The 21,766-nt window shown below is 72.0% G+C and carries 23 protein-coding genes and 2 riboswitches; of the genes, 6 read left to right on the top strand and 17 right to left on the bottom strand.

Going from position 1 to position 21,766, the window contains the following annotated elements; genetic code table 11:
- Position 1: 1 nt before the first annotated feature.
- The 3 genes from IE286_RS19560 to IE286_RS19550 all read right to left on the bottom strand — a co-directional run bounded on the left by IE286_RS19560 (position 2) and on the right by IE286_RS19550 (position 2,367).
- Positions 2 to 1,009 (bottom strand): methionine synthase, encoded by a 1,008-nt coding sequence (locus IE286_RS19560; RefSeq protein ID WP_189798070.1) that lies wholly within the window; start codon positions 1,007 to 1,009, stop codon positions 2 to 4.
- Positions 1,010 to 1,113: 104 nt separating this feature from the next.
- On the bottom strand, positions 1,114 to 1,812 hold the full coding sequence (locus IE286_RS19555; protein ID WP_189798069.1) for an SDR family oxidoreductase: 699 nt from the start codon (positions 1,810 to 1,812) through the stop codon (positions 1,114 to 1,116).
- A gap of 15 nt (positions 1,813 to 1,827) precedes the next feature.
- Positions 1,828 to 2,367, bottom strand: coding sequence for an LOG family protein (locus IE286_RS19550; protein WP_189798068.1), 540 nt, complete (start codon positions 2,365 to 2,367; stop codon positions 1,828 to 1,830).
- Positions 2,368 to 2,623: 256 nt separating this feature from the next.
- Here IE286_RS19550 and IE286_RS19545 point away from each other — a divergent pair, with 256 nt between their 5' ends.
- Together IE286_RS19545 and IE286_RS19540 are read left to right on the top strand one after the other, a co-directional pair.
- On the top strand, positions 2,624 to 2,947 hold the full coding sequence (locus IE286_RS19545) for a DUF427 domain-containing protein (RefSeq protein WP_189798067.1): 324 nt from the start codon (positions 2,624 to 2,626) through the stop codon (positions 2,945 to 2,947).
- A gap of 56 nt (positions 2,948 to 3,003) precedes the next feature.
- On the top strand, positions 3,004 to 3,783 hold the full coding sequence (locus tag IE286_RS19540) for an alpha/beta fold hydrolase (protein WP_189798103.1): 780 nt from the start codon (positions 3,004 to 3,006) through the stop codon (positions 3,781 to 3,783).
- A 134-nt stretch (positions 3,784 to 3,917) separates the two neighbouring features.
- Here the strand turns inward: IE286_RS19540 and mnmA are convergent, their stop codons facing one another.
- Positions 3,918 to 5,048 carry a tRNA 2-thiouridine(34) synthase MnmA gene (gene mnmA, locus IE286_RS19535; RefSeq protein ID WP_189798066.1) on the bottom strand — a complete coding sequence of 377 codons (1,131 nt, stop codon included), beginning with the start codon at positions 5,046 to 5,048 and terminating at the stop codon, positions 3,918 to 3,920.
- A gap of 60 nt (positions 5,049 to 5,108) precedes the next feature.
- Here mnmA and IE286_RS19530 point away from each other — a divergent pair, with 60 nt between their 5' ends.
- Complete coding sequence (locus IE286_RS19530; RefSeq protein WP_189798065.1) at positions 5,109 to 5,765, top strand: N-acetylmuramoyl-L-alanine amidase; 657 nt, start codon at positions 5,109 to 5,111, stop codon at positions 5,763 to 5,765.
- Positions 5,766 to 5,768: 3 nt separating this feature from the next.
- On the opposite strand, the gene IE286_RS19525 is transcribed toward IE286_RS19530, so the two are convergent.
- The 3 genes from IE286_RS19525 to IE286_RS19515 all read right to left on the bottom strand — a co-directional run bounded on the left by IE286_RS19525 (position 5,769) and on the right by IE286_RS19515 (position 7,555).
- A complete protein-coding gene (locus IE286_RS19525; protein WP_189798064.1) occupies positions 5,769 to 6,938 on the bottom strand; it encodes a cysteine desulfurase family protein in 1,170 nt (389 codons plus the stop codon).
- A 109-nt stretch (positions 6,939 to 7,047) separates the two neighbouring features.
- Positions 7,048 to 7,314 carry a DUF4190 domain-containing protein gene (locus IE286_RS19520; RefSeq protein WP_189798063.1) on the bottom strand — a complete coding sequence of 89 codons (267 nt, stop codon included), beginning with the start codon at positions 7,312 to 7,314 and terminating at the stop codon, positions 7,048 to 7,050.
- 76 nt (positions 7,315 to 7,390) lie between these two features.
- Complete coding sequence (locus IE286_RS19515; RefSeq protein ID WP_189798062.1) at positions 7,391 to 7,555, bottom strand: hypothetical protein; 165 nt, start codon at positions 7,553 to 7,555, stop codon at positions 7,391 to 7,393.
- Between the two features lie 120 nt (positions 7,556 to 7,675).
- Between IE286_RS19515 and IE286_RS19510 the strand changes: the two genes are divergently transcribed.
- Entirely contained in the window at positions 7,676 to 8,302 is a 627-nt protein-coding gene (locus tag IE286_RS19510) for a TetR family transcriptional regulator (protein ID WP_189798061.1), read from the top strand.
- A gap of 210 nt (positions 8,303 to 8,512) precedes the next feature.
- Here IE286_RS19510 and IE286_RS19505 read toward each other — a convergent pair whose 3' ends face one another.
- The 10 genes from IE286_RS19505 to IE286_RS19460 all read right to left on the bottom strand — a co-directional run bounded on the left by IE286_RS19505 (position 8,513) and on the right by IE286_RS19460 (position 19,702).
- A complete protein-coding gene (locus IE286_RS19505; protein ID WP_189798060.1) occupies positions 8,513 to 9,373 on the bottom strand; it encodes a thioesterase family protein in 861 nt (286 codons plus the stop codon).
- A gap of 117 nt (positions 9,374 to 9,490) precedes the next feature.
- Entirely contained in the window at positions 9,491 to 10,147 is a 657-nt protein-coding gene (locus IE286_RS19500) for a trimeric intracellular cation channel family protein (RefSeq protein WP_189798059.1), read from the bottom strand.
- A gap of 155 nt (positions 10,148 to 10,302) precedes the next feature.
- Positions 10,303 to 11,793, bottom strand: a complete 1,491-nt coding sequence (locus IE286_RS19495) for a dipeptide ABC transporter ATP-binding protein (protein ID WP_189798058.1) — start codon at positions 11,791 to 11,793, stop codon at positions 10,303 to 10,305.
- Positions 11,794 to 11,807: 14 nt separating this feature from the next.
- The gene (locus tag IE286_RS19490) at positions 11,808 to 12,905 is read right to left on the bottom strand and encodes an ABC transporter ATP-binding protein (RefSeq protein WP_189798057.1); all 1,098 of its coding nucleotides are present in this window, start codon (positions 12,903 to 12,905) and stop codon (positions 11,808 to 11,810) included.
- Positions 12,902 to 13,900, bottom strand: coding sequence for an ABC transporter permease (locus tag IE286_RS19485; protein ID WP_189798056.1), 999 nt, complete (start codon positions 13,898 to 13,900; stop codon positions 12,902 to 12,904). The genes IE286_RS19490 and IE286_RS19485 overlap by 4 nt, the downstream gene beginning before the upstream one ends.
- Positions 13,901 to 14,034: 134 nt before the next feature.
- Positions 14,035 to 15,822, bottom strand: a complete 1,788-nt coding sequence (locus tag IE286_RS19480) for an ABC transporter substrate-binding protein (RefSeq protein WP_189798055.1) — start codon at positions 15,820 to 15,822, stop codon at positions 14,035 to 14,037.
- A 69-nt stretch (positions 15,823 to 15,891) separates the two neighbouring features.
- Entirely contained in the window at positions 15,892 to 16,899 is a 1,008-nt protein-coding gene (locus IE286_RS19475; RefSeq protein WP_189798054.1) for an ABC transporter permease, read from the bottom strand.
- Between the two features lie 341 nt (positions 16,900 to 17,240).
- Positions 17,241 to 17,996, bottom strand: a complete 756-nt coding sequence (locus IE286_RS19470) for an enhanced serine sensitivity protein SseB C-terminal domain-containing protein (RefSeq protein ID WP_189798102.1) — start codon at positions 17,994 to 17,996, stop codon at positions 17,241 to 17,243.
- A gap of 173 nt (positions 17,997 to 18,169) precedes the next feature.
- Positions 18,170 to 18,958 (bottom strand): enhanced serine sensitivity protein SseB, encoded by a 789-nt coding sequence (locus IE286_RS19465; protein WP_189798053.1) that lies wholly within the window; start codon positions 18,956 to 18,958, stop codon positions 18,170 to 18,172.
- A 39-nt stretch (positions 18,959 to 18,997) separates the two neighbouring features.
- On the bottom strand, positions 18,998 to 19,702 hold the full coding sequence (locus tag IE286_RS19460; protein WP_189798052.1) for an AAA family ATPase: 705 nt from the start codon (positions 19,700 to 19,702) through the stop codon (positions 18,998 to 19,000).
- Between the two features lie 171 nt (positions 19,703 to 19,873).
- Positions 19,874 to 19,985: riboswitch (glycine riboswitch) on the top strand.
- Positions 19,986 to 20,100, top strand: a riboswitch (glycine riboswitch). It begins immediately after the preceding riboswitch.
- Between the two features lie 47 nt (positions 20,101 to 20,147).
- Here IE286_RS19460 and gcvT point away from each other — a divergent pair.
- A complete protein-coding gene (gene gcvT, locus IE286_RS19455; protein WP_189798051.1) occupies positions 20,148 to 21,275 on the top strand; it encodes a glycine cleavage system aminomethyltransferase GcvT in 1,128 nt (375 codons plus the stop codon).
- A gap of 110 nt (positions 21,276 to 21,385) precedes the next feature.
- Positions 21,386 to 21,766 (top strand): glycine cleavage system protein GcvH, encoded by a 381-nt coding sequence (gene gcvH / locus IE286_RS19450; RefSeq protein WP_189798050.1) that lies wholly within the window; start codon positions 21,386 to 21,388, stop codon positions 21,764 to 21,766.

Here is a 21,766-nt window from a genome sequence, read left to right as displayed (position 1 = left end):
GTTACTCTGGGTCGTCCGCGAGGGACTTCGCCGCCCGGACGCAGTGGGCGAGCGCCCGGCGTGCGTACGCGGGGGAAGCACCCGCGAGCCCGCACGCCGGGGCGACGGTGACGGCCTGGGCGAGAAGCCCTGGTTGCAGCCCCAGCCTGCGCCACAGCGTTCTGACACCCATGACGCTACCGGCAGGGTCTGACAACGGGCGGTCGGTGCCCGCGACGACACCGGCGAGCAGCCGGGTGCCGCCCTCCACGGCCTCCCCGATCGCCTCGTCGTCACGCTCGGTGAGCATCGAGAAGTCGAAGGAGATCCCGGCCGCGCCGGCCCGCCGCAGCAGCGCGAACGGCACGCCGGGCGCGCAGGAGTGGACGACGACGGGGCCGCCGTCGTGCGCGGCCATGACCTCGCGCAGGCCGGCCTCGACGATCTGCCGGTCCACGGCCCGGTGGGTGCGGTAGCCGCTGGCGGTGGGGACCCGGCCGCGCAGCACCGCGGTCAGCGAGGGTTCGTCGAGCTGGAGGACGATCCGGGCGCCGGGCACCCGCCGGGCCACCTCGGCCAGGTGCAGCCGCAGGCCCTCGGCGAGCGAGGCGGCCAGGTCCCGGCAGGCGCCGGGGTCGGACAGGGCGGCCTCGCCGTTCTTCAGCTCCAGCTGGGCGGCGAGCGTCCACGGGCCGACCGCCTGCACCTTCAGCGCGCCCTCGTAGCCCTGGGTGAACTCCTCCAGGGCGTCGAGGTCCTCCCGCAGCCAGGACCGCGCCCGCCGGGTGTCCCGGCCGGGCCGGTCGCCGATCCGCCAGCCGCTGGGCTCGACGCGCGCGTACAGCTCGACGAGCATCCCGGCCGTCCGCCCGATCATGTCGGCGCCGGGTCCCCGGGCGGGCAGCTCGGGCAGGAAGGGGAAGTCCTCGAAGGTGCCGGTGACGGTCTTGACGGCCTCGCGGACGTCCTCGCCGGGCATCGACCCGACTCCGGTGGCGGCACCGAAGCTGAACTGGCTGTTGTCGCTCACCCGAGAAGCGTATGCCGCCGGCGGGGCGGGCCGGCGCGCCCGCCGCCCCCGGCCGTGCGCCCGCGGCCCGGGTACCGGGTGCGGCGGCCGGGCGTGGTCCGGGCTCAGCGGCCGGGGCGGACCGACAGGTCGGTGACCTCCGCGTCGCGGGGCAGGTCGAGGGCCGTCAGCACGGTGGTGGCCACGGACTCGGGGTCGATCCAGCGGGACGGGTCGTACTCCTTGCCCTCCTGCTGGTGCACCTTGGCCTGCATGGGGCTCGCGGTGCGGCCCGGGTAGACGGTGGTGACCCGCACCCCGTTGCCGTGCTCCTCCTCGCGCAGGGCGTCGGCCAGCGCCTTCAGGCCGTGCTTGGAGGCGGCGTACGCCGACCAGCCGGCGTGGGCGTTCAGGCCGGCTCCGGAGTTGACGAACACCACGTGGCCGCGGGCGGCACGCAGCCCGGGCAGGAACAGGCGGGTCAGCTCCGCCGGGGCGATCAGGTTGACGTCGAGCTGCCGGCGCCAGGCCTTGCGGCTCAGCTCACCGACCGCGCCCAGGTCGACCACGCCCGCGATGTGCAGCAGGGAGTCCACCTGGTCCGGCAGTGTCTGCTGGGACAGGGCCTCGCTCAGCGCCTCGGGGTCGGCCAGGTCGCCGACCAGCGTCTCGGCGCCGGGGAACTCGGCGGCCAGCTCCTCGGCGCGGCCCGCGTCGCGTGCGTGGAGCACGAGCCGGTCCCCGCGTGCGTGCAGGCGGCGGGCGACGGCCGCGCCGATGCCGGATCCGGCGCCGGTGATCACATGTGTAGCCATGCCCGCCATGCTCGCACCCGCCGCTCAGCGGCCGGTGACCGACTCCTCCAGATGGGCCAGCGCGGCCACGGGCTCGTCGGCGAAGTACACCAGCTCGCTCAGCGGCCGCGGCAGGAAGCCCTCCTCCTCCATGCGGCGGAACTGCTCGCGCAGGCCGTCGTAGTAGCCGGCCGTGTTCAGGATCACCACCGGCATGTCGGAATGCCCGTGCTTCTTCAGCTCGATGATCTCGGTGGCCTCGTCCAGCGTCCCCGTGCCGCCGACCATGACGACCACCGCGTCGGCCTTCTGCAGCAGCAGCTTCTTGCGCTCGGCGAGGTCACGGGCGATCACCATCTCGTCGGCGCCGGGGCGGGCCTTCGCGGACAGGAAGTCCACGGACACGCCGACGAGGCGGCCGCCCGCCTCCTCCACGCCGTCCGCGACCACCTTCATCAGGCCCGAGTCGGAGCCGCCCCAGACCAGGGTGTGGCCGCCCTTGCCGAGTAGACGGGCGAATTCACGGGCGGGACGGGTGTAGCGGTCGTCGAGGTCGGCGGCGGAGAGGAAGACGCAGATGTTCACCCGCCTCACCATAGCGGCGCGCCGTCCTCCGCCGGGCGCACCCCGTGCGGCGCGGGCGGAAAGGCGGCGCGTGTGCGGCCGGGACGGCGCGGGCCGCGGTGCGCAGCGGGACGCGGGAGGAAGAAGCGGGACACGGGAGGAACGGGACACAGGAGGAGGAAGCGGGACGCGGGAGGAGGAAGCGGGACGCCGGAGGAAGCGGAGGACGGGATACGGAGCGCGGGAAGAACCGCGCGCTGTCGTGCGCTGTCCCTGTATGGCCCAAGGACACACGATCAGTATCGAGCAGAGCGACGCGCATGTGCGCGTGGTCCACGACGGGGAGGTGCTGGCGGAGAGCCGCCGCCCGCTGGTGCTGCGCGAAACCGGCTGTCCCCCGCGCTACTACCTGCCGCGCGACGACGTGCGTCTCGACCTGCTGACCCCTTCCGGGACGCACACCTACTGCCCCTACAAGGGCACCGCGTCCTACTGGTCCCTGCCGGACGCGCCCGACCTGGTGTGGGCGTACCCCGACCCCAAGCCGGACGTGGCGGCGCTCAAGGACCATCTGTGTTTCTACGACACCGAGGTGGTGTGACCCGGAGCGGTGTTGTGCCCCGGCGAGATGGTCTTGTCGTGGCAGTCTTCATATTCATGGACAAAAAGACCATCTCGCGTGACGGCACCCCGATCGCCTACCAGCGCACCGGTCAGGGCCCGGTGGTCGTCCTCGTGAGCGGTGCGATGTCGGCGGGGGCGACGGCCGCGCCGCTCGCCGCCGCGCTGTCCCACCGGTGCAGCGCGGTGGTGTACGACCGCCGCGGCCGCGGGGAGAGCGGTGACACACCGCCGTACGCGGTGGAGCGCGAGGTGGAGGACCTCGCGGCCGTGGTCGGTGCGGTGGGCGGCGACGCGGCGCTGTTCGGCATGTCCTCCGGCGGTGCGCTGGCACTGCGCGCGGTGGCCGCCGGCCTGCGGGTGCCCCGGGTGGCGGTGTACGAGCCGCCGTACGAGGTCCGCCCGGACCGGCTGCGGGAGCGCGCCGCCTACACCGAGAACCTGAACCGGGCGCTGGCCGAGGGCCGGCGCGGGGACGCGGTGGAGCTGTTCCTGCGGCTCACCGGGCTGGCCGAGCAGATGATCGCCAACGCGCGCCGCTCCCCCATGTGGCGTGGCCTGGAGGCGATGGCGCCGACGCTGGCCCACGACGACGCCGTGCTGGGCGACGGCCCGGTCCCGCGGGACCTGCTGGCCTCGGTGGGCGTGCCGGTGCTGGCCGTCGCGGGCGGCGCCAGCCCGCCGTGGATGCGCACGGCGGCCCGCCAGGTGGCCGAGGCGGTCGCGCAGGGCACCTACCGGGTCATCGAGGGCCAGAGCCACGCGGTGCAGCCGGAGATGCTGGCCCCGGTGCTGGCGGAGTTCTTCACCGCCTGACCGGCGGACCCGCCCCGGCGCGGCCGGGCGGTCCGCGGCCGCGTCACCGGCTCGGGCGGCCGCCGCGGCAGGCCGGGCCGCGTATCGCCGTCCGGCGGCCGCCGGTCCCGGGGGGTGCGTCCCGCCCCGTCCGATCAGACGGAGGCCGCCGCGACACGCCGGGTCGTCGCGATCGTCGCCGAGCCCACCACGCGGGTGCCGTCGTAGAGCACGATGGCCTGGCCGGGGGCGACGCCGCGGACGGGCTCGGTGAAGGTGACCCGCAGTTCGCCGTCGACCAGCTCCGCGGTGACCTCGGTCTCGCCGCCGTGGGCGCGCAGCTGGGCGGTGTAGGTGCCGGGGCCCGCGGGGGCGGTGCCGCACCAGCGGGGCCGGATCGCGGTGAGGGCCTCCACGTCCAGGGCGGAGGCGGGGCCGACCGTGACCGTGTTGGTGACCGGGGAGATGTCCAGGACGTAGCGGGGCTTGCCGTCGGGGGCCGGGGTGCCGATCCGCAGGCCCTTGCGCTGGCCGATGGTGAAGCCGTAGGCGCCCTGGTGGGTGCCCAGCTTGTTGCCGGTCTCGTCGACGATGTCGCCCTCGGCCGTGCCGAGCCGCCGGGCCAAAAAGCCCCGGGTGTCGCCGTCGGCGATGAAGCAGATGTCGTGCGAGTCGGGCTTCTTTGCCACCGCGAGCCCGCGCCGCTCGGCCTCGGCGCGGATCTCCTCCTTGGTGGTGGCGGTGTCGCCGAGCGGGAACATCGCGTGCGCGAGCTGCTGGTCGTCGAGCACGCCGAGGACGTAGGACTGGTCCTTGGCCAGGTCGGAGGCGCGGTGCAGCTCGCGGGTGCCGTCGGGGCGGGTGACGATCTTCGCGTAGTGGCCGGTGCACACCGCGTCGAAGCCCAGGGCGAGCGCCTTGTCCAGCAGCGCGGCGAACTTGATCTTCTCGTTGCAGCGCAGGCACGGGTTGGGGGTGCGGCCGGCCTCGTACTCGGCGACGAAATTCTCGACCACGTCCTCGCGGAAGCGTTCGGCGAGGTCCCAGACGTAGAAGGGGATGCCGATGACGTCCGCGGCGCGGCGGGCGTCGCGGGAGTCCTCGATGGTGCAGCAGCCCCGCGCGCCGGTGCGGAAGGATTGCGGGTTCGCGGAGAGCGCGAGATGCACGCCGGTGACGTCGTGGCCCGCGTCCACGGCGCGGGCCGCGGCGACGGCGGAGTCGACGCCGCCCGACATGGCTGCGAGGACGCGGAGGGGGCGGGTGCGCTGCGGGGTGTCAGTCATAGCTCTTTCAGGGTACGGGTGCGCGGGAACCGCGGACGCCGGATATCCGTTTCCCAGCGCATGGGGGAGAACCAGGGCGACACACGGCGGCGGCCGTCACGGCGGGCACTGATCGTCGGCGGTGCGGCGACGGCGGTGGTCGCGGGCACGGCCGCGCTGGAGCGTGAGCGGCTGGCGCGGCTGTGGTGGAAGCTGCCGGGTGCGCAGCGGCCGCGGGTGGCGGGCGCGGTGGACTTCCGGGGTGCGCGGTGGCTGGCGGCCTCCCCGGCGAACTACCGGCGGGCGGACCGCCCGGACGACTACGCGATCGACATGGTCGTGATCCATGTCACCCAGGGCAGCCGGTCGAGCGCGGTGAAGGCGTTCCAGAACCCGGCGCACCAGGCCGCCGCCCACTACATCGTGGGCGCCGACGGCCGGATCACGCAGATGATCCGCGAGCTGGACGTCGCGTTCCACGCCGGGAACCGGGAGGTCAACGAGCGCAGCGTCGGCATAGAGCACGAGGGTTTCGTCGAGCGGGCCTCGTCCTTCACCGACGCGATGTACGCCGCCTCGGCACGGCTGACGGCCGGGGTGTGCACGCGGTACGGCATACCCGTCGACCGTGAGCACATCGTCGGCCACTCCGAGGTGCCGGGCGCCGACCACACCGATCCGGGGCCGTACTGGGACTGGGACCGGTACATGCGGCTGGTGCGGCAGGCGGTGGCCTGAGGGTCAGGTCAGGCCCGCGGCCCGGGCCCGTTCCACCGCCGGGCCGATGGCCTTGGCGACCGCCTCGACGTCCTGACGCGTGGAGGTGTGGCCCAGGGAGAAGCGCAGGGTGCCGCGCGCCAGGTCCGGGTCGGCACCGGTGGCGAGCAGGACGTGGCTGGGCTGGGCGACACCGGCGGTGCAGGCGGAGCCGGTGGAGCACTCGATGCCCTGGGCGTCCAGCAGGAGCAGCAGGGAGTCGCCCTCGCAGCCGGGGAAGGTGAAGTGCGCGTTGGCCGGGAGGCGTCCCTCGGGGGACGGGTCGCCGCCGAGGACCGCGTCGGGCACGGCGGCGCGGACGGCGGCGACGAGGTCGTCGCGCAGGGCGCCGATCTCCCGGGCGAAGTCCTCGCGCCGCTCGGCGGCGAGCCGGCCGGCCACCGCGAAGGAGGCGACGGCGGGGACGTCGATGGTGCCGGAGCGCACATGCCGTTCCTGGCCGCCGCCGTGCAGCACGGGCACGGGGGTGTGCTCGCGGCCGAGGACGAGGGCGCCGATGCCGTACGGGCCGCCGATCTTGTGGGCGGACACCGTCATCGCGGCCAGGCCGGAGGCGGCGAAGTCGACCGGGATCTGGCCGAAGGCCTGGACCGCGTCGGAGTGCACAGGAATGCCGAACTCCGCGGCCACGTCGACGAGTTCGCGGACCGGCAGCACGGTGCCGATCTCGTTGTTCGCCCACATGACCGTGACCAGGGCCACGTCGTCGGGGTTGCGCTCGATGGCCTCGCGCAGGGCGTCGGGGTGGACCCGGCCGTAGCGGTCGACGGGCAGGTACTCGACGGTGGCACCCTCGTGCTCGCCCAGCCAGTGCACGGCGTCGAGGACGGCGTGGTGCTCCACGGGGCTGGCCAGGACCCGGGTGCGGGCCGGGTCGGCGTCGCGGCGTGACCAGTACAGGCCCTTGACGGCGAGGTTGTCGGCCTCGGTGCCGCCGGAGGTGAAGACGATCTCGCTGGGCCGGGCGCCGAGGGCCTCGGCGAGGGTCTCGCGGGACTCCTCGACCGTGCGGCGGGCACGACGGCCGGATGCGTGCAGGGAGGAGGCGTTGCCGGTCACGCCCAGCGCGGCGGTCAGTGCCTGCGCCGCTTCCGGGAGCATCGGGGTGGTCGCGGCGTGGTCGAGGTAAGCCATGGTGGGGCCGATTCTACGGTGCGTCCGCCCCGGAACCGGGATCGCGGTCTCGCCATATCGCCGCCCGTCACCGTGCGCGGGGACGGCGCGCGGGCGGTGCCGGAAGGGGTCAGAAGCTCCAGGAAACCGTGTGGTCGGCCTGCATGAAGGCGAACAGGACGACGAGGTCGGCGATGCCGAGGGTGAGGCCGAGCAGGGCGCGGCCGCGGCGCGCGGTGCCGCGCCGCAGGGCGACGAAGGCCAGCACGATGGCGACGGGGCCCAGGAAGAGGTTGAGGACCAGCACGCCGACCAGGCCAAGGACGAAGGAGGCGACGGCCATGCCGTCGGCGTCACGGGCGGCGGTGCGGCGCGTGGCCGGTGCGGTCAGATGCATGGGGCGGACTCCCGGCTGTTCTCGGACTTCTCGGACGGTGGATGCGCGGCGGACCGCCGTCGGCGGCGGGCCGGCGTCAGTGGGAGGTGCCGCGCCTGCGGGCGTGGCGCTCACGCAGGCCGAAGATGCCGAGCCAGACGGCGATCACGGCGGCGGCGATGACGGTGAAGCCGAGCGGCGCGTGGGCGACGGTGCCCAGGACGACGCCGAGCAGCAGCAGTGAGGCGACGAGGAACAGCATGTGGTGGTCCCCCTCCGGCGTTCACGGGACGAACGCTGCGGTAACAGTTGTTCACTGACTGCCGAGTCTAGCGTCACACAGCCCTTGGAAATTCCAGAGAACAGTTGTTAACTGCATGGCATGAGTCACACCCTCGGCGTCCGGCAGGCCCAAAAGCTCAGGACCCGCCAGGCCCTGCTGGACGCGGCGCTGGCTCTGCTGGAGGAGCAGAGCCTGAGCAGCCTGGGCCTGCGCGAGGTCACCCGGGCCGTCGGCATCGCCCCGACCGCCTTCTACCGGCACTTCCGCTCCATCGCGGATCTCGGCGTGGCCCTGGTCGAGGAGGCGCTGGGCAGCCTGCATCCGATGATCCGGACGACGATGTCCCCGGCGGCGGACAGCGAAGAACGCATCGCGCGGGCGGTCGACCTGATCGCGCGTCATGTGTACGAGCATTCGGCGCATGTGCGGTTCCTCGCACGGGAGCGCCACGGCGGGGTCCAGCCGGTGCGGGAGGCGATCCAGGGCCAACTGGCCCGTTTCGCCCGCGAACTGAAAGAGGAGCTGGCCAAGGACGAGCAGGCGGCGGGCTGGAGCGAGGAGGACCTGCTGATGCTCGCGCACCTCTACGTCGACCAGATGCTGATCACCGCGTCGCTGTTCCTGGAGGCGCTGGACGGGCCCGCGTCCGCCCGCGAGCAGGTCGCCCGGCTGGCCAGGCGGCAGCTGCGGCTGATCAGCATCGGCCGCCGCCACTGGCTCGACTGACGGGTCCTCGGCCGGGATGCGCGCCGGCCGCCGGTGCCCGCATCGACGCACCGGTCGCCGACGGGCGTGCCGTCCGGCAAGCAGGCCCGCTCCATGTCACACCTGTCGCGGCAGGAGCCACGCCGTACGGGCTGTGGGCACGGAGCATGTGCGGGGCGCGGCCGCTCGCACCCCGCACACCCCTCCACACGACGCCTTCGTCGCGCCCTCTCAGCCGAGCCGGACCCGGGCGAGCTGCCGGGACTGGGCCACCAGCCGGTCCGCGCCGTCCCAGACCTCGGCGTCCTCCTCCAGGAAGCCGCCGGCCAGGTTGCGGGTGGTGATGGACACGCGCAGCGGGCCGGGTGCGGGGCGGCAGCGCACATGGACGGTCAGTTCCACGGTCGGCACCCAGCCGGACAGGCCCAGTTCGAAGGCGGTCGGCGGCAGCGCGTCCACCGCGAGCAGCAGCGAGAGCGGGTCGGCGTCGCGGCCGTCGGCCAGGCCGAACCAGGCCCGCATCTCGCCCTTGCCGGAGGGCCGTCCCACGGCCCAGCCGGCGGTGGCCGGGTCCAGTTTGAGCATCAGCCGGTCGGTGATGGACGAGCCGCTGGAGACGGAGGCCGGGCCGTCCTCGGGCCCGACGCACTGCTCCAGCGGCGGTATCGCCGGCGGCTTCGCGCTGGTGCGCACGTCGTCCGGCAGGGCGTCCAGGTCGCCGTAGGAGGCGAGCACCCGAATGCGCTCCACCTCGCTGCCGTCCTCGTCGTACTGGACGAGACAGGCCTGGCCGGTGGACAGGGTGCGGCCGGTGCGCACCACGTCGGTGCGCACCACGGCCGGTCCTGGCCTGGAGGCGGTGAGGTAGTGGGCCGTGATGGTGAACGGGTCCGGATGCGGCAGGGCGTCCGCGAGCGCACGGCCGAGGACGGCCAGCAGATAGCCGCCGTTGACGGCGTTGCCGATGGCCCAGCCGGCCGAGAGGTCGATGTCGTAGACGCCGGGGGCACGCCGGACCAGGGCGGTGTCCCGGTCGAACTCGCTGTCGCCGATGGCGGCCTGGCCGGCCGGGGCGGAAGCTGCTTCTGACATGCCAGAACAGTACAACACGCAATTACTAAGCGGTAGCTTTGTGTTGCCACCCCGCCCAGCGGGTACCGTCGCCCCTTGCCCGGCGGGCACCGCCGCCCCACCGCACGTCCGTCCCGGCTACTCCTCCCGCACGGTCGAACGCCGGTTCCACGCCCGCGGCGCACGCCAGTGGAACCGCATCGCCAGCAGACGGATCACGAAGGCGGTGACGGCGGCCAGCGCGCTGGTCAGCGGGGACAGCACGTCGTAGTGGATGCACAGCACCACCATGGTGGCGCCCACGATCGCCGGCACCGCGTACAGGTCGCGGTCCCAGCGCAGCAGGGAGGGCACCTCGTTGGCGAGGACGTCGCGCAGGACGCCGCCGCCCACAGCGGTGGCCAGGCCCAGTGTCGCGGAGGCGGTCAGACCGAGGCCGTAGTCGTAGGCCTTGGTGGTGCCCGTCACGCAGAACAGGCCCAGCCCGGCCGCATCGAACACCAGCACGGCCGTCTGGATGCGCTCGACATGGGGATGCAGGAAGAAGACCACCAGTGCGGCGCACAGCGGGGTGAGGAAGTAGCCGAGGTCGGTGAAGGCGGCCGGAGGCAGCGCCCCGATGATCACATCACGGAACAGACCTCCGCCCAGCGCCGTCACCTCGGCCAGCACGGCGATGCCGAAGACGTCGAAGTTCTTGCGGACGGCCAGCAGCGCGCCCGAGATGGCGAACACGAAGATGCCGACGACGTCGAGCGTGTGCTGGACGGAGGGACTGAACAGTTGCTGAAGCACCCCCCATTGTTACGTGGCTGCCGGGCGCACCGGACGGGAGAGCGCCTGTGCGGCCGTCCTGTCGTGCCCGCGCGCGGCTCGGCGGACCGCACGGACGGGGACGGCCGCGTGCTCTCCCGCCTCGCCGGGTGCGCGGCGTCGCCCGGCGAGGCGCGTCAGTCGTCGTCGATGTCGTCCGAGTCGTGGGAATCTTCCGGGTCGGGTGAGCCGTGGGAGGTACCGGAGCCGTGGTCCGCGCCGGACGGGTCCGCCTCCCTGGCAGGTCCGGTCTTCTCCACGTCGATGACGACGGGGGCGTCACCGGCATCCGGCTCGGTGTCCTGCCCGGCGGCTTCCTTTCCGGTCTCCTTGCCGGACTCCTTGCCGGGCTTCTCGCCGGACTCCTTGCCGGGCTCCTTGCCGGACTCCGTGCCGGGCTTCTCGCCGGACTTCGTACCGGGCTTCTCGGCGGACTCCTTGCCGGACTTCTCGCCGGACTCCGTGCCGTCCTCCTTCGTGGCCGCCTTCACCGCCGCCGAGGTCGCGTCGGACGTGGCCAGGGCGTCCTTGGCCACCGGTCCCGCGGCCTCCTTCGCCGCCGAGAGCAGCACCGTGTCCTGCGGTGCCTGGTCGGCGAAGTTCTCCGGGTGGTGGCAGGCCACCCGCTGGCCGGGGCGCAGCTCCTTCAGCGGCGGCTCGACGCGGCGGCAGATCTCCGTGGCCTTCCAGCAGCGGGTGTGGAAGCGGCAGCCGCTCGGCGGGGAGATCGGCGAAGGCACGTCGCCCTTGAGCAGGATGCGCTCGCTCCTGGCGTTCTTGCGCCGCGGGTCCGGGATCGGGACGGCCGACATCAGCGCCTTGGTGTACGGGTGCATCGGCGTCTTGTACAGCGCGTCCCGGTCGGCCAGCTCGACGATCTTGCCGAGGTACATCACCGCGATGCGGTCCGAGACGTGCCGGACGACGGACAGGTCGTGCGCGATGATCACGTAGGTCAGGCCCAGCTCCTGCTGCAGGTCGTCCAGCAGGTTGACCACCTGCGCCTGGATCGACACGTCCAGCGCGGAGACCGGCTCGTCCGCCACCACGAGCTTCGGCTTGAGGGCGAGCGCGCGGGCGATGCCGATGCGCTGGCGCTGGCCGCCGGAGAACTCGTGCGGATAGCGGTTGTAGTGCTCGGGGTTGAGCCCGACCACCGACAGCAGCCGCTGCACCTCCTTCTTGATCCCGCCCTCGGGCTCGACGCCCTGGAGGCGGAAGGGGGCGCCGACGATGGTGCCGATGGTGTGGCGCGGGTTCAGCGACGAGTACGGGTCCTGGAAGATCATCTGCACGTCGCGGCGCATCGGGCGCATGCCCGCGACGCCGAGGTGCGTGATGTCCTTGCCCTCGAACTCGATCCGTCCGGAGGTGGGTTCCAGCAGCCGGGTGATCAGCCGGCCCATCGTCGACTTGCCGCAGCCGGACTCGCCCACGACACCGAGGGTCTCCCCGGCGCGCACCTCGAAGTCCAGCCCGTCGACGGCGTGCACGGCGCCGACCTGGCGCTGGAAGAGCCCCTTCTTGATCGGGAAGTGCTTCTTGAGCCCGGTCACCTTCAGCAGGGGCTCGCCGCCTGCGGCGTCCTTGGTGAGGGCGGCACCGTCGCTCTTCGCGGGAGTGGTCACGGCTTTGTCCTCGCTCACAGCTTCGGCGCAATCTCTTCGGTCCAGATCCGCTCCCGCTGCTCCAGCGTCATGTGGCAGGCGGCCCAGTGGCGGCTGCCGACCTCGGTCAGTTCGGGACGGACCGTACGGGTGACGTTGTCCTTGGGTACGTCGGCGTACGGGCAGCGCGGGTTGAAGGCGCAGCCGGAGGGGACGTTGATCAGCGAGGGCGGCGATCCCTTGACCGGGATGAGCCTCTCCTGCTGCTCGCGGTCCAGGCGCGGCATCGAGCCGAGCAGGCCCCAGGTGTAGGGGTGGCGGGGCTCGTCGAACACCTTCTCGGCGGGACCGCGCTCCACGCAGCGGCCGGCGTACATCACCAGGATGTCGTCGGCGAGTTCGGCGACGACGCCCAGGTCGTGGGTGATGATGATGACCGCGGAGCCGAACTCCTTCTGCAGATCCCGGATCAGGTCGAGGATCTGCGCCTGCACGGTCACGTCCAGTGCGGTGGTCGGCTCGTCGGCGATGAGCAGTTCGGGGTTGTTGACGAGCGCCATGGCGATCATCGCGCGCTGGCGCATGCCGCCGGAGAACTCGTGGGGGTAGTTGTCCACCCGCTTGTCCGGCTGCGGGATGCCCACCCGGTCGAGCATCTCGACGGCCCGCCGGCGGGCGGCCTTCTTGGAGACGTCGTGGTGCAGGCGGTACGCCTCCACGATCTGCGCGCCGATCGTGTAGTAGGGGTGCAGCGCGGACAGCGGGTCCTGGAAGATCATCGCCATCTCCCGGCCGCGCAGCTTGCGCACCTCGTCGGGGTCGGCGGACAGCAGCTCGGTGCCGTTGAGCCAGATCTCGCCGGAGATCTGCGGCTTGCGCTTGCCGTACTGGCCCGCGGTGTGCAGGCCGAGGATGCCGAGCGAGGTCACCGACTTGCCGGAACCGGACTCGCCCACGATGCCGAGGGTCTTGCCCTTCTCCAGCTGGAAGCTGAGCCCGTCGACGGACTTCACCAGGCCGTCGTCGGTCGGGAAGTGCACCTTCAGGTCGCGCACTTCCAGGAAGGCGGTCGGGGCGGGTGACGCCGTGGTGGGTTCCCCCACGGCCGCTCCGCTCTTGCTGAGTTCGGTCATGCGAGCCTCACTCGGGGGTCGATCACGGCGTACAGGATGTCCACCACGAGGTTGGCGATGAGCACCGCCAGGGAGGTGATCAGGGTGACGCCCAGGATGAAGGGCAGGTCCTGGTTCTTGATGGCGTCCAGCACCTTCTGGCCGAGGCCGGGGAGGCTGAACGTGGTCTCGGTGAGGATCGCGCCGCCGATCAGGGCGCCGAGGTCCATGCCGAGCATGGTCAGAATGGGCGTCAGGGTGGAGCGCATGGCGTGCTTGCGGATGACCACCTGCTCCTTCAGGCCCTTGGCGCGGGCGGTGCGGATGTAGTCCTCGCCGAGCACCTCCAGCATCGTGGCGCGGGTGATGCGGGCGTACATGGCCGCGTACAGGAAGGCAAGGGTGATCCACGGCAGGAGCATGCCGCCGAGCCAGCCGGAGAAGCTGTCGCCGATCGGCACGTACTGGCCGTCGATCCAGCCCAGTCCGTAGGCGAAGATCGCCAGCGAGAGAAGTCCGGTGAAGTAGATCGGGAGGGACACGCCCGCCAGCGCGACGACCATCGCGCCGCGGTCCCACAGGCTGCCGCGCTTGAGGGCGGACAGCACGCCCGCGGCGACGCCGAAGACCAGCCACAGCACGGCGGCGCCCAGGGCCAGACCGAGGGTCACCGGGAACCGGTCGGTCAGTACCGGCCAGACGGCCTGCTCGGTGCGGAAGGAGTAGCCGAAGCACGGCGCGGCGCAGTGGGTGACGTCCCCGCCGCCCACGTAGGTGCGGCCCACGAAGATGCCTTTGAAGAACTCCCAGACCTGGCTGTAGACCGGGTCGTCCAGGCCGAGCTTGGCCCGGACCGCCTCGACAGCCGCCGGGTCGGCCTGCTTGCCGACGAAGCTGCTGGCGATGTCGACGCCCGCCCACTTGGGGAAGACGAAGAAGATGCAGAAGACCGCCAGGATGACGACCACGAGCATCACTGCGGCGGCGAACAACCGCCTGATGAGGTAAGCGAGCACAGCTTGCGGCCCGCCGCGGGCCGCGGGCCGCCCGGTGCTCCCCGCCTTTTCGGCGGTGGGGCTCCGGGGCGGCCCGCGGTCTCGCCGCGCCGGCCTTCACCTGCCTTTCGTGCCGTACGGCCGGTGTGCCGGGACTACTTCGAGGACTTCAGGCCGAGGTTCACGAAGTCGTACATGCCGTTGTACGAGTTCGACGTGTACACGTTCGCCAGGCGCGAGGAGCGCCAGTTGATGAACTTCTCGAAGGTGAAGGGCAGGTACCAGCCGCCCTCCATGACCTTGTGGTTGATCTCCGTGGCGATCTGCTTCTTCTTCGACTCGTCCAGAGTGGTGACGAACTGGTCGAACAGGCCGTCGATCGTCTTGTCCTTGATCAGGCCGTAGTTGTTGTTGCCGCTCTGCAGGATGTACTTGCTGTCCCACAGCGGCATGCCGTAGCCCTGGACGGACGGGAAGTCCGGGCCCCAGCCCATGATGATGATGCCGTAGCCCTTCTTCTTCACGTTCGAGGGGCTGCCGATGATGCCGGCGGTCTGGGAGCCGTCGTACTGGTCGATCTGGGCGTTGATGCCGACCTTCTTCAGCGAGGCCTGCAGCGACTCGGCGGTCGCGACCTCGACCGGCTTGTTGTTGCGCACGGCGATGGTGGTGCTGAAGCCGTTCGGCTTGCCGCAGGCCTTCAGCTCCTCCTTGGCCTTGGCGACGTTGCCGTTCTTGTTGGCACCGGCGATCTCGTACGGGTCGTACGACTGGCCCTCGGCGCCCGGCACGGACGGCGGCAGCATGTTGGTGCCGATGTCACCGCCGGCGACGGGGCCGCCGCGCGCGGTCTGCAGGGAGACGTGGTCGGCGCCGTAGATGACGGCCTTGCGGCAGTGGATGTTGTCGAACGGCTTCACGCTCTGCGGGAAGACCGCGTAACGGATGTAGCCGGAGACCGGGTTGTCCAGGTTGGCCTTGTGCGACTTCAGGGCGGTGGTGCGGCCCTGCGGCGACATGCCGGTCTGCGCCAGGTCCAGGTCGTAGTCGCCGGCCAGCAGACGCTGGTCCATGTCGTTGGCGTTGGTGAAGAACTTGATGCTGATCCTGTCCGGGTAGGCCTTGCGGACCGGGTCCGAGGAGGCCTTCCAGTTGGGGTTGCGCACCAGCACCAGGGACTTGCCCGGCGAGTACGACTGGAACTTGTACGGGCCGGAGGAGAAGGGGTGCAGGCCGTACTGCGACTTGGTGTCCTTGTCCTGGCGCACGGGGGACGCCGAGGTCAGCGCGACGAACTGCAGGAAGTCGGAGTTGGGCTTGGGCAGGTGGAAGACGATCGTCTTGTCGTCGGGCGTGTCGATCGCCTTCAGGCCCAGGTGGTCCTTGCTGGTGTCCTTGTACGGACCCTTGTAGGTGCCCTTGGGGTCGAGGACGTCCTTGAGGTAGATGGGACCGCCGGAGAGCACGTCCTGGGCCCAGACACGCTCGATGCCGTACTTGATGTCCTTGGAGGTGATCGGCTTGCCGTCCTCCCAGGTGATCCCGTCCCGCAGGTGGAAGGTGTAGGTCTTGCCGCCGTCCGAGACCTGGCCCATGTCGGTGGCGAGGTCCGGCGTCAGCTCGGCACCGGCGGCGCCGGGGGCCGCCTTGTAGGTCAGCAGCTGACGGCTGTAGTAGCGCGAGAAGTTCCACATGAAGCCGTAGTAGCCGCGGGTGGTGTCCCACGAGTCGGCGTCCTGCGTGCTCGCGAACTTCAGCTCGCCGCCCTTCTTGACCAGGGAGGCCTGGGCGACCTTGTTGTTGGCCGCGTTGAAACCGGCCGCGCCGTTCTCACCGCCGTCGTCCTTGCCGCCGCCGCACGCCGCCGTGGTCAGCAGCCCTGCGACCACGGCCGCAGCGGCCAAAGCCTGCTTGCGCCGCCCTGAGGTGCGTTGGGTAGTCACGTCTCGGATCCTCCGGAGTAGATGAGAGACCCCGTGCCGGTGCCACGGGTTGCTTGGGGGTACGGCGGTTCAGCGGGAGCCCTTCGGGTCGAGCGCGTCACGTACGCCGTCGCCGAAGAGGTTGAAGGCAAGGACGGTGATGAAGATCGCCACGCCGGGGACCACCATGTACATGGGGTCCGAGTCGTAGTAGTCGATGGCGCTGGACAGCATCTGTCCCCAGGAAGCCGTGGGCGGTTTGACGCCCACGCCCAGGAAGCTGAGCGCCGCCTCGGTGAGGATGTTGGTGGGGATCATCATCGTCGTGTACACGATGATCGGCGCGACGAGGTTGGGCAGCAGCTCCTTGAACAGGATGTAGAAGCGGCCGGCGCCCAGCGAGCGGGCCGCGTCCACGTACTCGCGCTCGCGCAGGCTGAGCGTCTGGCCGCGCACCACGCGGCCGATGTACGGCCAGCCGAAGAAGCCGATGACGACGATCATCAGCAGCACCCGCACGCTCGTCCCGGTCAGGCCGAGCAGCCGGTCGGGCATCACGGACACCAGCGCGATGATGAACAGCAGCTGCGGGAAGGCCAGCAGACCGTCCATGATCCGGCTGATCACGGCGTCCACCCAGCCGCCGAAGAAGCCAGCCAGGACGCCGAGGACGGTGCCGATGACGACCGCCACGACCGCGGACAGGAAACCGACCAGCAGCGAGATCTGGGCGCCGTAGACGATGCGGGCGAAGATGTCGCGGCCGTTGACCGGTTCGACGCCGAAGAGGTGCTCGCCGCTGATGCCGCCGAGGGATCCGGTCGGGGTGCCGAACAGCGGGTCGATCAGGTCCTCGTGGTGCGTCTCCGGATCCTGGCCGACCAGGTGCGCGATCACAGGGGCGAGCACCGCGACCAGGATGAGCACGAGCACGACGACCCCGCCCGTCAGGGCGAGCTTGTCCCGCTTCAGGCGCTCCCAGGCGATCCGTCCCAGCGAGCGGCCCTGGACGGCCGTCGCGCCGGTGGCCGCCACGGTCGCTTCGTCGACCGCGCTCGGGGCCGCTTCCGCGGCCGGCTCGTGCAATGGTGCCGTCATCAGGCAGCGACCCCTCTCAGCCGGCTGTGTCCGGCCCGCACTTGCCGCAGTGGCGGCATGATCAGTCCGTCGTACGAAGGGGCGCAGGCCCCTTGGAGCGGGAGTCTTCAACGCCACGGCGAGTCGGTGCCAGAGCTGTCGGCGAAAGGATGCCTAACCGTGATGCACCCTGGGGGGATCCGTTATGCGGACAGTGGGTAACGCGGGGCGGACAAGGGCCAGTTGGGCCTTCCGGGTGTGATGCGGACCAATGCGGCCGCAGCTGCGCGCGTAGACCCGCGGTGCATCAACTGCCCGCACTCGGGATGAGTTGGGAGAAATCAGCGGTCGCCGCAGCTGGCTCAGTACGCGACGCCGGCCGGCGGGTAGCCGTAGCCGCCCGGCTGGTTCGGCGCGGCGCCGGCGTGCGCCTGGCGGTCGTAGAACGGGCGGGCGTTGGCCCGCAGCCACATCGCGACCGGGTCGTAGTCGTCGGCCATCGCCACGGTGGACACCGGCAGTCCGTCGGGGAGGGCGCTCGTGCAGGGGTGCATCATCGCCCGCACCGCCTCGACGGAACCCGGCGAGGAGTCGTACAGGTCCAGGCCGATGGCCAGGTAGGGCGCGCCGATCGCGGGCTGCACCCAGGCCCGGCGCAGCGAACGGACCACCGGGGTGCGGTGCGCGTGCTGCGCGAGCAGGGCGTAGAAGTGCGACAGGTCCACGACCGGCTCCGACAGCCGCAGCGGACCGGCGGGCTGGCGGTCCAGGCCGGTGGCGATACGGCGCAGATCCAGCCAGGGGATGCCGACTCCGCCGCCGGGGGCGTGCGGATTGAGCCACAGCCCGTAGTGGCCGGGGTAGAGGACGCGGGCGGCGTCGAGTCCGTCGACCACCTCGTAGGAACGGGTCCAGCCGCTGGCCGACAGCTCCTGGGCCGAGGTGACGCAGGGGGCGTAGCCGTGGCCGTCGACCTCCATGCGGCCCCACTGGGCGTCGGGCGAACCGGCCTGCCCCTGCCACAGCAGCATCCAGACCTGGCCGGAGTCGGGAGTGGCGAGGGCGCGCAGCAGCGCCTCGTAGGCGTCGTAGCGCCCGGGGGTCACCTGGCGCAGCATCTGCTCCACGTGCCCGGTCGCGGTGCCGCTTGCGCTGGCGCTCACTTGTACCGCCCCTCCATGCTCCAAGGTCTCGACCGAGCCGTGGGTCCAGCTTAGGCCCTGTCCGGACCGGGCCTGACTCCCCCGTCGGGCTCGCGGGCCCGCCGGCAGGGGCGCCGGCGGGCGGTGGGTCATCGCTGACCGTACTGGTAGAACGGCCGGATCGTGTCCCTCATCCAGGTGGCGACCGGGTCGTCGGTCACGTCCAGCAGGACGAGACTGACCGGCCAGGCGACCGGCGCCTTGGCCAGCGCACGGCCGAGAGCCTCCAGTGGGAGGGCCCGCAGATCGCCCTCCCACTGGGAGAGTTCGACGCCTATGTACAGCTGCGGGTCGCCCGTCTCGACGGCGGCCAGGCAGCGGCGGGCGGTGCGCACCACGCCGATGCCGTCGAACTCGGCGCCGGCGGCGGACAGGAAGTCCACCGGGTCGTCCTGCCAGTCGGGTTCGAAGAGGCGGACCCGGCCGCCGGTCGCGGGACCGTCCAGTTCGGTGCGGTCCGCCCGGCACAGTTCGGCCACCGCCGCCGGGGGCAGCGGGATCCCGACGACGCCCTCGGGGTTGATCAGGATGCCGGCCTGCGGAGGCAGTCCTCGGGCGAACTCCACCGCGGGCGCGACCGCGAAGGACATGTGGGAGCCGGCGATCTGGCGGAACTGGCCCTCGGAGCTGAAGACGGGCACATAGGCCTGGCCGTCGATCTCCAGCGTGGGCAGGTCGAGCGGGCCGCTGTCGGGGCCGCCGCCATTGGGCAGCGGCACCCACAGGTCGCTGCGGGCGAGCACCTCGACGATCCGGCCGGCGGCCGACGGCACGCCCAGGGACGCGGACAGCACTTCCTCCAGCTCGTTGCCGGGCCAGCCGCCGTGCGGCTGAGGGTGCGCCTGTGCCGGGAAGTCCGGGAAGTCCGGGTAAGCCATCTCCACCGCCTGCTCAACAACACTGCTGTGATCGAAAGGCTATCGGGTGATGCGACCGTGGCCGCCGGTGAACCCGATCCGCCGCAGTCCGTCCGCGCTGTCCCGGTCCAGGACGGTCACCGAACCGCAGCCCGCCGGCGGCTCCCCGGCCGCCACGTCCCGCAGCAGCCGGGCGGTGGCGCGGCGGTGGCGGCCGAAGGCGTAGCGGGACACCCCGCGGCCGCGCCGGCGCTGTCCGTCCAGGGCCTGCTCGGGGCTGACGTCCAGCACGATCAGGTGGAGCAGGCCGCCTCTGCGGCGGGCGGCACGGCTCAGCCAGGCACGGACCCAGGGCTGGGTGCCGCAGTCGTGGACGACGAGCCCCTCCCCGGTGCGCAGGGCGCGGCGCAGGCCGGCGTAGTGGGCGAGCCGGACCAGGGGGCGGTAGACGGCGTAGGGCAGCCGGCCGGCCAGGCGGGCGTCCCAGCGCTCCCGGGTGTCCTGGGAGTCGATCACCGGTCCGCACACCGTGCGGCGCATCAGCGTGGACTTGCCGGCGCCGGGCAGGCCGGTGACCACCACCACGTCGCGGGGCCCGAACAGCAGGACGCGGGGCCCGCGGCCGTCCCGGTCCCGCAGGTCGCGGACGACCGGTGCGGGGTGCCCGGCGCGCTCGCGGGCCGCGAGACGGTGCGCCGCGGGAAGGGCCAGGCAGTGTGCGCCCCGGCTCGCCGCGTACGCCGGCACGGTCCTGTTCGAGGTCATCGTCCCTCCCCTGGGCGGTGAGGTTCACCTGCCCATCGCGCGTAAAGAGAAGGTAATGGCGTGGTACTCACGGTCCCGTGCACGTTCTGCCACAGCCCGGTCACAAAGGGGGCACTGCCACCACGCGGCCGGTCGTGCGATGATGTGCGCGCCAACTGCATACCGGCCGCTTGAATCCGCGCGGGAGAGTTCCCGGCAGCACGTCACCCGCACGTGTGCCCGGGGCGCCGAAGGAGCAAGTCCCTCCCTTGAATCTCTCAGGCACCGTTACCGCGCGGGCGAGGCACATCTGAAAAGCGGGCCGCTGCCGCAGTGGCTCCACCCAAGGTGCAAGCCGTGACGTCCGCCCGACGGCGGTCATGGCGAACCTCTCAGGTTCCGATGACAGATGGGGAGGACACAGATCCGTCCCGTCCTCGTCCCTCATGCCCGGGAGACCACCCCGATGAGCAGTTCCGACGCCCGTCCGCTCCGCCGTACCGCGCTGGACGCGGTGCACCGCTCGCTCGGTGCGACGATGACCGACTTCGCCGGCTGGGACATGCCGCTGCGCTACGGTTCCGAGCGCGAGGAGCACCTGGCCGTGCGGACGAAGGCCGGCCTGTTCGACCTGTCCCACATGGGCGAGATCACCGTGACCGGCCCGCAGGCCGCCGCCGTGCTGGACCACGCCCTGGTCGGGAACATCGCCTCGGTCGCCCTCGGCCGCGCCCGCTACACCATGATCTGCCGGGCCGACGGCGGCATCCTGGACGACCTGATCGTCTACCGGACCGCCGAGACCACCTACCTGGTCGTCGCCAACGCCGCCAACGCCCAGGTGGTGCTGGACGCGCTGACCGAGCGGGCGGCCGGTTTCGACGCCGAGGTCCGCGACGACCGCGACGCCTACGCCCTGATCGCGATCCAGGGGCCCGCGTCCCCCGCCGTCCTCGCCTCCCTCACCGACGCCGGCCTGGACGGCCTGAAGTACTACGCCGGGCTGCCCGGCACCGTCGCCGGCGTGCCCGCACTGATCGCCCGCACCGGCTACACCGGCGAGGACGGCTTCGAGCTGTTCGTCGCCCCCGAGCACGCGGTGCGGCTGTGGCAGGCGCTGAGCGAGGCGGGCGAGGACGCCGGCGTCGTCCCGTGCGGGCTGTCCTGCCGCGACACGCTGCGCCTGGAGGCCGGCATGCCGCTGTACGGGCACGAGCTGACGACCGAGCTGACCCCGTTCGACGCGGGGCTGGGCCGGGTGGTCAAGTTCGACAAGGAGGGCGACTTCGTCGGGCGCGAGGCGCTGCTGGCCGCCGCCGAGCGCGCCGAGAAGAACCCGCCGCGGGTCCTGGTCGGCCTGGTCGCCGAGGGCCGCCGTGTGCCGCGCGCCGGGTACCCGGTGGTCGCCGGCGGCGAGGTGATCGGCGAGGTCACCTCCGGCGCCCCCTCCCCCACCCTGGGCAAGCCGATCGCCATGGCGTACGTCGACGCCGCGCACGCCGCCCCGGGCACGCCGGGCGTCGGCGTGGACATCCGCGGCAGCCACGAGCCGTACCAGGTCGTGGCCCTGCCGTTCTACAAGCGGCAGAAGTAGCCGTCGGGCGCGCGTCGCCGCAGGGCCGGCGCGCGCCTGCCCGCCGCCCGCCGGCGGCTCCCCTCAGCCCCCGTCATCAGCACGTGACCCGGTACAGGAGAATTCAAGCCATGAGCAACCCCCAGCACCTGCGTTACAGCAAGGAGCACGAGTGGCTGTCGCCCGCCGACGAGGACGGCGTCGCGACGGTCGGCATCACCGAGTTCGCGGCGAACGCGCTCGGCGACGTGGTCTACGCCCAGCTCCCCGACGTCGGCTCCACCGTGACCGCGGGCGAGACCTGCGGCGAGCTGGAGTCGACCAAGTCCGTCTCCGACCTGTACTCGCCGGTCACCGGTGAGGTCACCGAGATCAACCAGGACGTCGTCGACGACCCGTCGCTGGTGAACTCCGCCCCCTTCGAGGGCGGCTGGCTGTTCAAGGTGCGGGTCGCCGAGGAGCCGGTGGACCTGCTGACCGCCGACGAGTACGCGGCCCAGAACGAGGGCTGA

It is taken from the genome of Streptomyces thermodiastaticus (assembly GCF_014656135.1).
GTDB classification, from domain to species: Bacteria; Actinomycetota; Actinomycetes; order Streptomycetales; family Streptomycetaceae; genus Streptomyces; species Streptomyces thermodiastaticus.
Note: the sequence above shows the minus strand (reverse complement) of the source record. Positions and strands in the feature narration are given on the sequence as shown.

What these genes read in the sequence shown, in the direction of transcription:
- IE286_RS19460 (WP_189798052.1), bottom strand. Translation starts at nt 19,702, where the DNA reads ATGACCTCGAACAGGACCGTGCCGGCGTACGCGGCGAGCCGGGGCGCA.
- IE286_RS19540 (WP_189798103.1), top strand. Translation starts at nt 3,004, where the DNA reads ATGGACAAAAAGACCATCTCGCGTGACGGCACCCCGATCGCCTACCAG.
- IE286_RS19505 (WP_189798060.1), bottom strand. Translation starts at nt 9,373, where the DNA reads ATGTCAGAAGCAGCTTCCGCCCCGGCCGGCCAGGCCGCCATCGGCGAC.
- gcvT (WP_189798051.1), top strand. Translation starts at nt 20,148, where the DNA reads ATGAGCAGTTCCGACGCCCGTCCGCTCCGCCGTACCGCGCTGGACGCG.
- IE286_RS19465 (WP_189798053.1), bottom strand. Translation starts at nt 18,958, where the DNA reads ATGGCTTACCCGGACTTCCCGGACTTCCCGGCACAGGCGCACCCTCAG.
- mnmA (WP_189798066.1), bottom strand. Translation starts at nt 5,048, where the DNA reads ATGACTGACACCCCGCAGCGCACCCGCCCCCTCCGCGTCCTCGCAGCC.
- IE286_RS19555 (WP_189798069.1), bottom strand. Translation starts at nt 1,812, where the DNA reads ATGGCGGGCATGGCTACACATGTGATCACCGGCGCCGGATCCGGCATC.
- gcvH (WP_189798050.1), top strand. Translation starts at nt 21,386, where the DNA reads ATGAGCAACCCCCAGCACCTGCGTTACAGCAAGGAGCACGAGTGGCTG.
- IE286_RS19525 (WP_189798064.1), bottom strand. Translation starts at nt 6,938, where the DNA reads ATGGCTTACCTCGACCACGCCGCGACCACCCCGATGCTCCCGGAAGCG.
- IE286_RS19490 (WP_189798057.1), bottom strand. Translation starts at nt 12,905, where the DNA reads ATGACCGAACTCAGCAAGAGCGGAGCGGCCGTGGGGGAACCCACCACG.
- IE286_RS19545 (WP_189798067.1), top strand. Translation starts at nt 2,624, where the DNA reads ATGGCCCAAGGACACACGATCAGTATCGAGCAGAGCGACGCGCATGTG.
- IE286_RS19470 (WP_189798102.1), bottom strand. Translation starts at nt 17,996, where the DNA reads ATGCTGCGCCAGGTGACCCCCGGGCGCTACGACGCCTACGAGGCGCTG.
- IE286_RS19515 (WP_189798062.1), bottom strand. Translation starts at nt 7,555, where the DNA reads ATGCTGTTCCTCGTCGCCTCACTGCTGCTGCTCGGCGTCGTCCTGGGC.
- IE286_RS19510 (WP_189798061.1), top strand. Translation starts at nt 7,676, where the DNA reads ATGAGTCACACCCTCGGCGTCCGGCAGGCCCAAAAGCTCAGGACCCGC.
- IE286_RS19520 (WP_189798063.1), bottom strand. Translation starts at nt 7,314, where the DNA reads ATGCATCTGACCGCACCGGCCACGCGCCGCACCGCCGCCCGTGACGCC.
- IE286_RS19475 (WP_189798054.1), bottom strand. Translation starts at nt 16,899, where the DNA reads ATGACGGCACCATTGCACGAGCCGGCCGCGGAAGCGGCCCCGAGCGCG.
- IE286_RS19530 (WP_189798065.1), top strand. Translation starts at nt 5,109, where the DNA reads ATGGGGGAGAACCAGGGCGACACACGGCGGCGGCCGTCACGGCGGGCA.